The organism is Novosphingobium sp. FW305-C-111 (assembly GCF_058783565.1).
The window spans coordinates 1-12658 of record NZ_JBYSYP010000010.1 but is presented as its reverse complement, the minus strand read 5'-3'; the positions used below and the strand labels follow the sequence as shown (position 1 = coordinate 12658).

Here is a 12658-nt window from a genome sequence, read left to right as displayed (position 1 = left end):
GCACGCCCCGCGCCCTTCAAACACCTTGAACGATACGCTAGCCTTCCCCCAAACCCACGACGAGGAACCACGATGGCCTTCGCCAAGACCGCCCGCCTTCTCCTGATCGCCGCCCCGCTCGCGCTCGGCCTCGCCGCCTGCTCGCAGAGCGAGGATGCCAAGCCGGAAAGCTCCGGCCCGATCGCCAGGATCGCGCCCCCGGCCGGAACGGCGTGGGCCGACAAGGTCACCATCACCCCTGACGGCGGCTACCTGATGGGCAACCCCGATGCGCCGATCAAGCTGACCGAGTTCGGCGCGCTGTCGTGCTCGCACTGCGCCGAGTTCGCGGAGAAGAGCTTCACCAAGCTGCGCGACGACTACGTCGCCAGCGGCCGGGTCAGCTATGAGCTGCGCTACTTCATGCTCAATGCGCTCGACGTGCCGGCCACCTTGCTTGCCACCTGTGGCGCGCCAGAGGGGACGATCGCGCGGAGCGAGGCGTTCTGGGGCTGGCAGCGCAACATGTTCGAAAACCTCCAGAAGGCCGGGGATGACCAGTTCAAGGCCGCGTCCTCGATGCCGCCGGCGCAGCGCTTCGCCGCCATCGCCCGGATCGGCGGGATGGACGAGTTCTTCGCCCAGCGCGGCATCGCTGCCGACCAGGGGGCGAAGTGCCTGGCCGACACCGCCAAGGCCGAAGCGCTGGTCAAGCAGACCGAGACGGCGAGCACCGACTACGAAGTGACCGGCACCCCGACCTTCCTGCTCAACGGCAAGAAGGTGGAGGGAAACACCTGGGAAGCGATCGAACCGCTGCTCCAGAACGCCGGGGCGCGCTGATGACAGCGCTCCGGTAAGGCAGGGCGCGGGGGGCGGCCGGTGCAGATCAAGCGACTGAAACTGTCCGGTTTCAAGAGCTTCGTCGAGCCTGCCGAACTGCGCATCGAACCCGGCCTGACCGGCGTCGTCGGCCCCAACGGCTGCGGCAAGTCCAACCTGCTCGAAGCGATCCGCTGGGTCATGGGCGAAAGCTCGGCCAAGTCGATGCGCGGCGGCGGGATGGAGGACGTGATCTTCGCCGGCACCGCGCAGCGCCCGGCACGCGACTTTGCCGAAGTCATGCTTACCGCCGAGACCGCGGCCGACGGGCCGTTCGGCGGAGACCTTGAAGTCGTCCGCAGGATCGAGCGCGGTGCGGGCAGCGCGTACCGCGTCAACGGCAAGGACGTCCGCGCCAAGGATGTCGCGCTGGTTTTCGCCGACGCCGCGACCGGCGCGCACAGCCCCGCGCTGGTCAGCCAGGGCCGCATCGCCGCGGTCATCGCCGCCAAACCCGCCCAGCGCCGCGAGATGCTGGAAGAGGCCGCCGGGATCGCCGGTCTCCACGTCCGCCGCAAGGATGCCGAAACCAAGCTTCGGGCGACCGAGACCAACCTCGCCCGGCTGACCGACCTGCTCTCCGGCCTCGAAGGCCAGATCGCGACGCTGCGCCGCCAGGCCCGCGCCGCCGAGCGCTACAAGGCGGTCAGCGAAAAGATCCGGCTGGCGGAGGCCCGTCTCGTCTTCGCCCGCTGGCGCGATGCCGCCGCCGCTGCCGACGCCGCCCGCGCCGAGGCGAAGGCGGCGGACGAGGCGGTGCTCATGGCCCAGGCGCTCGCCGCCGAGGCCCAGAAGCAGCAGCACGCCGCCGCCGCGGCACTGGCCGAAGTGCGCGAAGAGCTGTTCGACCGCCGCCAGGACGCCGCCGCCCACGGCCAGCGCATGGCTTCGCTCACCGCGCAGCTCGAAGCGGCCGAGGAGCGGGTCAAGGACATCGACCGTCAGCTTGCCCGCCTCGACGCCGACCGCGGCCATGCCGACAAGCTGACCGAAGACGCCGCCGCCGCCCTCGCCCGGCTGGAGGGCGACGTTGCCGCCGCCGAAGCGGCCCTGACCGCAGAGGAAGCGCGCCGCGCGCCGGTCGCTACCGCGCTTGACGACGCCGAACGTGCCGCCCGCGCCGCCGAAGTGGCGCTCGCCCAGCGGGTCGCCGAACAGGCCGGCATCGACGCCGACTGGCGCGTGGCGGAGGCGGCGCTCGCCTCGGCCCGGCAACGTCTGGCGCGGCTTGACCAGGATGCGCAGCGGCTGGCGGCGCAAGTCGAGGCGCTGGACCGCGAGCCCGATCCCGCCGCGCTGATGGCCGAGGCGGAGACCCGCCGCGATGCGGCGGCGGCCGCACTGGCAGCGGCGCAGGCGGCCCGCGCCGAACTCTCGGCGGAACGCGAAACGCTGATTGCAGCGCGCGATGCCGCCGGCTCGGCCTTTGCTGCCACCCGCGCCGAACTCGCCGGGATCGAGCGCGAGGCCGACGCGCTGGCCCGCGACAAGGCGGCGCGCGACAAGCAGGCCGCCGCCAAGGGGCGCGGCAAGGCGGCGATCGCGGCGGTGCAGGTCGCCAAGGGTTACGAACGCGCGCTGGCGGCGGTGCTCGGGCGCGACTCCATCGCCCCGCTCGGGCCCGCGCCCGCGAATGCCGAAGGCCGGTTCTGGACCGGCGCCGAAGCCCCGGCTCCGCTCGCGGACTCGCTCGCCCTCAAAGTCACGCAGTGCCCGCCCGAACTGGCCGCGCGTCTCGCGCTGGTGCGCGTGGCGGAGGCCGACGAAGGCCAGCCGCTCGCCCCCGGCGAATGGCTGGTGACCCGCGCCGGGCACTTGCGCCGCTGGGACGGGTTCGTGGCGCGCGGCGAAGGCGCGGCCGAGGCGGCCCGGCTCGAGGCGGAGAACCGCCTGGCCGAACTCGAGGCCGCGCTTCCCGAACGCCGCAAGGCCGTCGCCGAGGCCGACGCCGCCATGCAGGCGGCGCAAGCCGGGTTGGCCGGGGTCCAGCAGCGCATGGTCCAGGCCGAGCGGGATCTCAACACCACCTCGGACGCCGAACGCACCGCCCTGCGCGCGCTCGACCAGGCCGAGGCGGCGCGCACCCGGATGGCCGGACGGCGCGAGGAACTCGCCGCCGCGCAGGCTGACCTCGCCGACCAGCGCAAGGCCGCTGCCGACGAAGAATCCGCCGCCGAGGCGCGCAAGACCGCGCTCCCCGATCCTGAAGCCGGCCGCGCCGCGCTCGATGCCGCGCGCGCCCGCAACGAGGCCGCCAGGGTCGCGCTCCAGTCCGCCAGCGCCGCGACCGCCGCGCTCGAACAGGCGCTGGCCGTTGGGCGCGAGCGCCTCAATGCCCTGCGCGGTGACATCCGCAATTGGCAATCCCGTGCCGGCGACGCCGCCCGGCGCCTCGCCGAGATGTCGGGGCGGCGCGAGGAGCTCGAGGCCGATCGCGCCGTCGTCGCCGCCAAGCCCGAAGGCCTGATGCGCGAGATCGAGCAGGGCGATACAATCCGGACGCGGCTGGGCGAGGAACTGGCGAAGGCGGAAGCCGCGCTGGCCGAGGCCGAAGCCGCGGGCAAGCGCAGCGACGCCGCGCTCACCGCCGCCAACGAAACGCTCGCCCTCGCCCGCGAGACCCGGGCCGGAGCCTCGGCCCGCGCCGACAACGAAGACCAGCGCCGGCAGGAAATGGCAGCGATCTCCGGCGAGCGATTTCAGTGCCCGCCGCCGCTGCTGCCCGAACGCTTCTCTTTCGTTTCCGCCGAAGTGGGCGGCGCAGGCGAGGAATCGGCCGCGATGGACCGCCTGACCGCCGAGCGCGAGCGGATCGGCCCGGTCAACCTCGTCGCCGCCGACGAACTCGCCGAGGCCGAAGCACGCCACGGCTCCAGCGCTGCCGAACAGGCCGAACTGACCGAGGCGATCCACCGCCTGCGCGGGTCGATCGGCAATCTCAACCGCGAGGGGCGCGAGCGACTGCGCGCCGCGTTCGAGGCGGTCGACGGACATTTCCGCCGACTGTTCAGCCGCCTGTTCGGCGGCGGCGAGGCCCACCTCGCGCTGGTCGACAGCGACGATCCGCTGGAAGCGGGGCTCGAAATCTTCGCGCAGCCACCGGGCAAGCGGCTGCAATCGCTCACCCTGCTCTCGGGCGGCGAACAGGCCCTGACCGCGGTCGCGCTGATCTTCGCCCTGTTCCTCACCAATCCCGCCCCGATCTGCGTGCTCGATGAAGTCGACGCGCCGCTGGACGACGCCAACATCGAACGCTTCTGCGACCTCCTCGACGCGATGGTGGGGGAGACGAAGACCCGCTACCTGATCGTCACCCACAATGCCGTGACGATGAGCCGCATGCACCGCCTATTCGGCGTGACGATGGTCGAGCGCGGGGTCAGCCGCCTGGTCAGCGTGGACTTGGGCGGCGCGGAGGCATTGCTGGCGGCGGAATAGTCACTCCAGCACGAACCGCGGCCCCGGCCCGGCCGCGCCGGCGCGGTCGTCCTTGTTGTAGAGTTCGCAGCGCTGCAGGCTCAGGCAGCCGCAGCCGATGCACTGGTCGAGCTTGGCGCGGGTTCGGGTGAGGAGCTGGATCCTGGCGTCCAGCGCGGCGCGCATTGAGCGGCTGATCTTCTGCCAGTCGGCCAGCGTCGGGGTGCGGCCCTGCGGCAGGGTGGAAAGCTCCGCCTCGATCTCGGCGAGGCCCAGCCCCAGCCGCTGCGCGATCAGGATGAAGCTCAGCCGGCGGATGTCGGAGCGCAGGAAACGGCGCTGGTTGCCCATCGTCCGGAACGAGGAAATCAGCCCGCGTTCCTCGTAGTAGCGGATCGCCGAGACAGCGAGGCCGGTGCGCTGCGCGAGAACGCCGATGGGGACGAGATCGTTGCGATTCACCGGCCATTCTCCCGTTTGGGCTTGACCTCAAGTTAGCTTGAGGTTGCATCAAGGCAAGCATCGATACGCTTTTTCTTCGGAAAGGACCTGAACAGATGCCTGCAACCCTCGAACACGCCAACATGACCGTCAGCGATCCAGAGCGCTCTGCCGCGCTGCTCGAAAAGCTGTGCGGCTGGCATGAACGCTGGCGCGGGCCGTCGCAGCTTGGCGGGTGGACGATCCATGTCGGCTCGGAGAGCGACTACCTCGCGCTGTGGACTCCGGGCGAGGCGCAGCAGGAGCGTTTCGCCAAGGGCGTTCCGCTCAACCATATCGGCCTGCTGGTCGACGACCTGGACGCCGCGGAGCGGGTGGTGATCGAAGCGGGGCTCGAGCCCTTCAACCACGCGGACTACGAACCGGGACGGCGTTTCTATTTCTTCGACTGGGACGGGATCGAGTTTGAAGTGGTCAGCTATGCCTAGACGCGGGTGCCGGCACATTGCACGATGCGCCCGTTCATTCGGGAGGAATTGCAAGGTGTTGTCCAGATCGCATGCTCTGGGATGGCTGGCGGGGGCGGCCTGTGCACTTTTCGCAGTGCCTGCCGCAGCCCAGGACGACGCAGCCGCCCCTGCCTGCATCCCCCGCGCCGCGGCACCCGGCAGCCCCAAGCAGGCGCTCGTCATCGCCAATGCCGCCTATGGCAACGGCTGGTCGCCTCTGCAGAGCCCGGCGGCAGACTCCGTCGTGCTGGAGGCCGCGCTTCGAGCGAGCGGCTTTTCGGTCGCGGTCGTCTGCGACGGCAGCGCCGCGACCATGCGTGCCGCGATTGCCGACCTCGGCAGAAGGGCGCAGGGTGCAGAGGTGGCGCTGGTGTACATTGCCGGCCATGGCTTCGAGTACGCCGGGCGCAGCTTCTATGTGCCGATCGGCGCGCCGGCCCGCACCGATCGCGAGGCGCTGGCATCGACCTATATCGATGGCGACGAGCTCAAGCAGGCCCTCGCCGGAGCGGGTGCCAAGGTGCTGCTACTCGATGCGTGCCGCACCGCCTTCGTGCCAACCGGCACTGGCGGGCAAGCAGCGTCGCTCCTCGGCGATGCCTATGTCCTGCAGGTGCCCCGCGGTGCCCTGGTCTTTTCGACCGGGCGCGGCCAGCCGGCCTTCGATGCCTCGCCGCCCACCTATCGCACGAGCCCGTTCGCGGCGAGCCTGGCAGAATACCTTCCCATTCACGGCCTCGAACTGGCCGACCTGTTCCGGGCGGTCGATCTCGACGTTCGTCGGCGGACAAAGATCTATACCAACGGGCCGCAAAAGCCGTGGATGTTGAGCGAACTCGACAAGCCGCTCTACATCAACCGGCCCGACACCACGCCGACGCTCGATCGGAAGGCTTGGGCGGGGAAGCAGCCCTCGCTCGACGTCGATATGCAGCAACTCGAGGTGGGGGAGGATTTTGCGACCGCCGCCCGCCTGCTGCGCGATATCGGTGTCGCCGACCTGCTTGCACGTGCCGAGCGCAACGACGCGATGGCCCAGTACTTCGTTGCCTATCTCTACCAGACGGGGCTCGCACTCGAGCGTGACGAGGTCGAAGCCGACAAGTGGCTCCAGCGCAGCGCGGCCCGTGGCAATCCGGCGGCGCAGGCCGCTCTCGGGCTGACCGGGGTGATGCATGCCCAGGACGAACAAGCTGAGGTTCGCGGGCGCCGCCTGCTCGAAGCCTCGGCCCGGCAGGGCTTTGCGCGGGCGAACTACTACCTTGCCGTCGTCAGCACCGACCCCGCCGAGCGCAAGCGCTACCTGAGCCTCGCGGCCGAAGACGGCGACCCTTACGCAGCGTTCCAGCTTGCCAGTTCCGATGAGCCCGACCGCGCCATCGACCTGCTCCAGGGGATCTACGACAGCGGCGACGAAGGCGCCGCCGTGTGGCTTTGCGAGCTCTCGGCCATTCTAGGCCGGATGGACAGCGCCGTCACCGCCTGCGAAGCAGCCGCACAAGCCGGCGTCCCCAGTGCGCAAGCCCATCTCGCCACCCTCTACGCCGTCGGACGGGGCAAGGTTCGCTCACCGGCAGAGGCGAGGCACTGGGGCGTCCTGGGCACTCCGGCGGTCTATTTCGAACTCGACCGTGGCGATCCGGTCGCGTTCAACGCCGCCGCGGTGATCGGCGATCTGGTCGAAGTGAACAAGGTGCGTCCGATCCGCTCGATCTCGGTCGAGGCGCATCTCGACGGCATCTATTCGCGCGAATACGCCATCTCACTGGGGTCGCGCATGGCCTCGCGGGTTGTCGACGGGCTGACCGAGGCAGGCTTTTCTCCCGCGATCGTCAGTTCCATTTCCTATGGGCGGGAGCGTCCGCGCAACAAGGGCTTCGGCATCCAGCCGCTCGAACGACGCGTGGATGTCGTCGTCCGCTATGCCGACGAGCCCGTTCAGGACCCGGCGTTGCCGACGACATAGCACGCCGCCGCCATCAGCAGCCCGGCAAAGCGGTTGCTGCGAAACCGGGCGAGCGCATTGCCGCCATCGTCGGGGCGCAGGGAGAGCACTTGCCACGCAAGGTGCGCGACGACCGGAGCGAGCGCGAGCAGAGCCACCCAGTCCGCCCGCAGCAGCCAGAACGCCAGCGCCCAGAGCGCGACCGCGCCGCCATAGCACAGCCCGACGCCGCCCTTGACGTGGCGCCCCATCGCCAGCGCACTCGAACGGATGCCGACCAGCGCGTCGTCCTCGCGGTCCTGCAGCGCGTAGATCGTGTCGTAGCCGATCACCCACAGGATCGACCCGGCATAGGCGGCGAGCATCACCGGCAGGCGCTCGGGCGTGATCGCGGTCCACGCCACCGGAAGGCCCCACGAGAACACGATCCCCAGCCACGCCTGCGGCCACCAAGTGATCCGCTTCATGAACGGGTAGGCGGCGACCGGGAGGATGCTTCCCAGTGCGACGAGCTGCGCGGCGCGCGGCAGTTGCAGCAGCACGACAAGGCCGATCCCGCACAGGAACAGCAGCCACGTCCAGGCCTGCGTCTTCGACACAGCTCCGCTCGCGACGGGCCGCGCGGCGGTGCGGGCAACCTGGCGGTCGAGATCGGCATCGACGATGTCGTTATAGACGCACCCCGCCCCGCGCATCGCGATCGCGCCGAGCAACAGCCACGCGACCAGGTCCCATCGGGTGCCGCCGCCCGCGAGCATTACCCCCCACGCACAGGGCCAGAACAGCAGCCACCAGCCGATCGGCCGGTCGAACCGGGCGAGCAGGGCATAGTTGCGCAGCGTGGCAGGGAGCCGGCCGACGAGGCCCTTGTGCTCGCTGTCGGGGACGATGGCGGCCGGGTCGGTCATGTCACATCCCACTCATCGTCATTGCGAGCAGCTGCAGGCTGCGCGGCAATCCACGCGCCGGGCACAACCGCTGGATTGCTTCGGTCTGCCGCCTCGCAATGACGGAGCGGGGCTGGTTACGCCGCGCACACCAGCCCGGCATGCTCCAGCGCCGCGTCGACCGCCTTTCGCGCGGCCTCGCTGCACGGGACCATCGGCAGGCGCAGCTCCTCGCTGATGTCGGGAAACAGGCGGCTCAGGGCATACTTGACCGGCCCCGGCGAGGCGTCTTCGAACATTGCGTAATGCAGCGGATAGAGCCGGTCGTTGAGCTCGCGCGCCTTCTCGAAGTCGTTGGCGGCACAGGCAGCCTGGAAATCCGAGCACAGTTTCGGCGCGACGTTGGCGGTCACCGAGATGCAGCCCACGGAGCCCGCCGCATTAGCGGGAAGCGACAGTTCGTCGTCGCCCGACAGCTGGCAGAAGTGCTTGCCGATGCCCATGCGGTGGTCGGTCACGCGGGAAAGGTCCCCGCTCGCGTCCTTGATGCCGACGACCCGGTCCGGATAGCGCTTGGCCAGCTCGCACACGGTTTCGGGCAGGATGTCCGTCACCGTGCGGCCGGGCACGTTGTAGAGGATCATCGGCAGGTCGTTGTGCTCGGCGAGGTAGCTGAAGTGGGCGATGATCCCCGCCTGGCTCGGGCGGTTGTAGTACGGCGCGACGAGCAGCGCCGCCTTGGCCCCGCACTTGCGCGAAAAGTTCATGTGGAGCAGCGCGTTCATCGTGTCGTTGCTGCCGCAGCCGGCGATCACCGGGACCCGGCCAGCGGCCTGTTCGACGCAGACTTCGATGACGCGGTGGTGCTCGGCGTTCGACAGGGTCGAGGCCTCGCCGGTGGTCCCGCAAGGCACCAACGCCGCTGATCCGTTCTCGATCTGCCAGTCGACGAGTCGCCGGAAAGCCTTCTCGTCGAACGTTCCGTCGCGAAAAGGAGTCACCAGAGCCGGGATCGAGCCGGAAAACATGGACTTTTTCCTTCAGTTTTGTGCATTGTCCGCAGGTCAGCGCCGAACGGCGCTGCACGACGGGGTCTCATTCAGCGCCTGATAAGGAGCCGAACCGCACGATGTCCAGCATGGACGGTTCTAGGATACGCAATCGCTTCGCCGCCGCCGCACTGATCGTGCCGGCGCTGCTGGCCTCTGTCGCCTGCCACGCCAACGACGGCAGCGAATGGGACCAGGCGCGCGCCTCGCTCGTCGCCAGCCAGCCGACCGGCATGGCCGCGGCGGTCGACAAGTGGCGGCTGCTGTCGGCGTCCGACCGGTTCTCCTTCTCCGACTATGCCGGTTTCCTCCTCGCCTACCCGGGTTTCCCGGACGAGGAGAAGGTGCGGCGCTATGCCGAAAAGTCGCTCGGCACAAGTTATGTGGAGCCGGCGCGGCTGGTCGCCTATTTCGACAAGGTTGCACCGCTGACCAATCCCGGGCGGGCCGAATATGCGCTCGCGCTGAAGGCGATGGGCCGGCCGGAAGCCGCCAGCGTGGCGCGGCAGGCCTGGCGCGGCGGGGCGATGAGCGACGCCGACGAAAGCGCGATCCTGTCAGCCTGGGGTTCCGGCTTCACCGCCGAGGACCACGACGCGCGGATGGACGCGCTGCTCTGGGCGAGCGCGACGGCGCAGGCGGAGCGGCAGCTGGCGTGGGTTTCCCCGGCGCGCAAGGGCGTCGATGCCGCACGCCTTGCAGCCTTGAAGGGGACGGACCTGGGTGCGGCGGGCTTCTACGCGACCGCCACGACGCTGGCCGATCCCGGCTATGTGTTCCAGCAGGCGCGGTACTTGCGCAAGACCGGCCAGGGCGGCGCGGCGCGCGCCTTGCTCGCCGGCCGTCCGCTGCTGGCGAAGAAGCCGCTTGATCGTGACAAGTGGGTCGAGGAACTGCTGGTCAACGCCAAGGGCGCGGCGACTTCCGGCGACCCGCGCAGCGCCGTACGGATTGCCCAAGGGATCGACGATGCCTTCGATCCGGGCGAGGATATCCGGGGTCTCAGCTTCGGCCTGCGCGACGATTACACCTCGCTGATGTGGCTGGGCGGGACGGAGGCGCTGTGGGATCTCGGCGCCCCGCGCGAGGCGGCGCCGCTGTTCTGGCGTTTCGGCAACGCGGCCAAGACCCCGGGCACCCGCTCCAAGGGCTTCTACTGGGCCGGCCTTGCCGCCACGCGTGCCGGCGACGCGAACGAAGCTAGGCGCTATTTCGAGCTCGCCGCGCAATATGCCGACCAGTTCTATGGCCTGCTCTCGCTCGAGCGGCTGGGACGACCGGTCCCGAACTTCGCGGTGGATTCCATCGCGGTCCCCACCCCGCAGGAGCGCACCGCGTTCCAGTCCGCCCCGCTGACGCTGGCGGTGCGCGAGGTGGCCCGCGGCGGCGACTGGAAGACCACGGTGCGCTTCTTCAAGGAAATCGCCGACCAGCAGGACACCGAAGGCCAGCACATGCTGGTCGCGGAACTGGCCCGCAACACCGGGCGGCGCGATCTCGGCGTGATCCTCGGCATGGCAGCGGGCAGCCACGGGTTCCTCGACTTCCAGCACATCGGCTTCCCGCTGATCCCGGTTCCCGCGGGCTATGACAGCAAGTGGACGATGATCCATGCGATCAGCCGGCAGGAAAGCCAGTTTGCCCAGAACGCGCTGAGCCACGCCGGGGCACGCGGGCTGATGCAGCTGATGCCCGGCACAGCCAAGGAGCAGGCGGGCAAGATGGCGCTCGCCTATTCCCCCGCCGCGCTGACCGATGATCCGAACTACAACATCCAGCTCGGCGCGGGCTATTTCCAGCGGATGCTCGACTACTACGGCGGTTCGTGGCCGCTGGCGGTCGCGGCTTACAACGCCGGCGCGGGCAACGTGAACAAGTGGCTGCGCGCCAACGGCGATCCCCGGAACGGCGGGATCAGCTGGGTCGAATGGATCGAGCGCATCCCGCTTTACGAAACCCGCAACTACGTGACCAAGGTGCTGGAAAACGCCGTGGTCTATGAAGCGATGAACCCCGGCAAGGCCAGCTACCGCGGGCCCAACCCGCTGAGCCACTTCCTCGGGAAGAGTTCGCCGGGGTAACGCGCTCAACAATCAATCACCGCGTCCCCGCGCAGGCGGGGACCTCGTGCCGCATACGGTCCGCCAGATTGATGGAGGTCCCCGCCTCCGCGGGGACGCGCTTGTTTTTGTGACGAAGCGCGCTACCCCGCCGCCATGAAACCCGACGGCCCGCCCATCACCCCTGCCGGCTTTGCCGTGCTGCGCGCGCGCTACGACCACCTGCTCGGCACCGAGCGGCCGCAGATCGTCGAGATCGTCAGCTGGGCGGCGGGCAACGGCGACCGCAGCGAGAACGGCGACTACCTCTATGGCCGCAAGCGGATGCGCGAGATCGATCGCGAGCTTGCCCACCTGGCCCGGCGGATGAAGGCCGCCCGCGTGGTCGACCCGGCGCGCCAGCCGGACAAGAGCAAGGCCTTCTTCGGCGCGACCGTCACCATCGCGGATGAGGACGACAACCACCGCACCGTCACCCTCGTCGGCGACGACGAACAGGACGCAAGCGCCGGCCGCATCGGCTGGTCGAGCCCGCTGGCCCGTGCGCTGCGCGGCGCGGCAGTGGGGGACTTGCGCCGGGTCAGGCTGCCGGGCGGGGAGAAGGAATGGGAGGTTTTGCGGGTGACGTACCCGGACGGGTAAGCCTTGCGGGAGTGCACCCCGCGGGTGTACTTTCCGAGCAGGATTGCGATCCTGGGGAGGCTCACCATGAAAGTCCACCTGATCCTGATTGCGACCAGCGCTTTGCTCATCTCGTCATGCGACACCAAGAAAGCGGATGCGGTAGCCGCTTCGCCGGCAGCGGAAGCAAGTTCCGACACCGCCGCCGACGAAACCGCCATTCGCGCGCAGGTCGCCAAGTGGCTCGATCTGATCAAGGCCAAGGACGCAGCGGCGATTTCCGGGATGTATGCGCCAGACGGCGCGTTCATGCCGCCCAACGCGGCCATCGCCAAGGGAGCCCCTGCCATCCAGCAGAGCTGGGCTGGGTTGATGGCCACGCCCGGCTTCGCCCTGACGTTCGGACCGGAACAGATCATCGTGTCGTCGTCGGGCGACATGGCGCTCGATCGGGGAACCTACCGCCTGACGGTCGCGCCCAACGGCACCGAGCAGGTCGATACGGGCAAGTACGTGGTCGTCTGGCGCAAGATCGACGGCGAATGGAAGGCCGCTGCTGACATCATCAACAGCGACCTGCCCGCGGGGTAAGCCATCGGCGGAGCGCGGAAAACCTGGGCCGGCCGTTGCATGACTTGGCCGGACTCGCTCATTTTTCCGTCGTCACGACCGATGGTCCGGCTTTTGCATTTGCGTAGTCCGCTTCTGCCTGGGTCATCTGCGCCCGGCCGACTTCGATGCGCTTGACCGCAGCTTCGCGCGTGGACGACGCATCGATGATTTTCTGCTCGGCCGGGACTGTCAGGATTTCCGTGTGCGGCCGGGCGGTTGATCATCAGGCCGCCATGGCTCTGATGAAACGTTCGCC

At 69.3% G+C, this 12658-nt stretch carries 10 protein-coding genes; 7 read left to right on the top strand and 3 right to left on the bottom strand.

Annotated features, from left to right (window positions below):
* The first annotated feature begins 72 nt into the window (after positions 1-72).
* Both AC3WLD_RS12350 and AC3WLD_RS12345 read left to right on the top strand, forming a co-directional pair.
* Complete coding sequence (locus AC3WLD_RS12350; protein ID WP_492557265.1) at positions 73-822, top strand: thioredoxin domain-containing protein; 750 nt, start codon at positions 73-75, stop codon at positions 820-822.
* Positions 823-861: 39 nt separating this feature from the next.
* Positions 862-4299 carry a chromosome segregation SMC family protein gene (locus tag AC3WLD_RS12345; protein ID WP_492557264.1) on the top strand — a complete coding sequence of 1146 codons (3438 nt, stop codon included), beginning with the start codon at positions 862-864 and terminating at the stop codon, positions 4297-4299.
* Here the strand turns inward: AC3WLD_RS12345 and soxR are convergent, their stop codons facing one another.
* Entirely contained in the window at positions 4300-4740 is a 441-nt protein-coding gene (soxR, locus tag AC3WLD_RS12340) for a redox-sensitive transcriptional activator SoxR (protein ID WP_492557263.1), read from the bottom strand.
* Between the two features lie 95 nt (positions 4741-4835).
* Here soxR and AC3WLD_RS12335 point away from each other — a divergent pair, with 95 nt between their 5' ends.
* Entirely contained in the window at positions 4836-5207 is a 372-nt protein-coding gene (locus AC3WLD_RS12335) for a VOC family protein (RefSeq protein ID WP_492557262.1), read from the top strand.
* Between the two features lie 115 nt (positions 5208-5322).
* A complete protein-coding gene (locus AC3WLD_RS12330; protein WP_492557261.1) occupies positions 5323-7194 on the top strand; it encodes a caspase family protein in 1872 nt (623 codons plus the stop codon).
* Here the strand turns inward: AC3WLD_RS12330 and ubiA are convergent.
* Positions 7167-8081 carry a 4-hydroxybenzoate octaprenyltransferase gene (gene ubiA, locus AC3WLD_RS12325; RefSeq protein WP_492557260.1) on the bottom strand — a complete coding sequence of 305 codons (915 nt, stop codon included), beginning with the start codon at positions 8079-8081 and terminating at the stop codon, positions 7167-7169. The genes AC3WLD_RS12330 and ubiA overlap by 28 nt on opposite strands.
* 116 nt (positions 8082-8197) lie before the next feature.
* Positions 8198-9088, bottom strand: coding sequence for a 4-hydroxy-tetrahydrodipicolinate synthase (gene dapA / locus AC3WLD_RS12320; protein ID WP_492557259.1), 891 nt, complete (start codon positions 9086-9088; stop codon positions 8198-8200).
* A gap of 101 nt (positions 9089-9189) precedes the next feature.
* Here dapA and AC3WLD_RS12315 point away from each other — a divergent pair, with 101 nt between their 5' ends.
* The 3 genes from AC3WLD_RS12315 (at position 9190) to AC3WLD_RS12305 (ending at position 12381) form a co-directional block, all read left to right on the top strand.
* Positions 9190-11190 carry a lytic transglycosylase domain-containing protein gene (locus tag AC3WLD_RS12315; protein WP_492557258.1) on the top strand — a complete coding sequence of 667 codons (2001 nt, stop codon included), beginning with the start codon at positions 9190-9192 and terminating at the stop codon, positions 11188-11190.
* 135 nt (positions 11191-11325) lie between these two features.
* Entirely contained in the window at positions 11326-11811 is a 486-nt protein-coding gene (locus AC3WLD_RS12310) for a GreA/GreB family elongation factor (RefSeq protein WP_492557257.1), read from the top strand.
* 66 nt (positions 11812-11877) lie between these two features.
* Entirely contained in the window at positions 11878-12381 is a 504-nt protein-coding gene (locus AC3WLD_RS12305; RefSeq protein ID WP_492557256.1) for a YybH family protein, read from the top strand.
* The last annotated feature ends 277 nt before the right edge of the window (positions 12382-12658 follow it).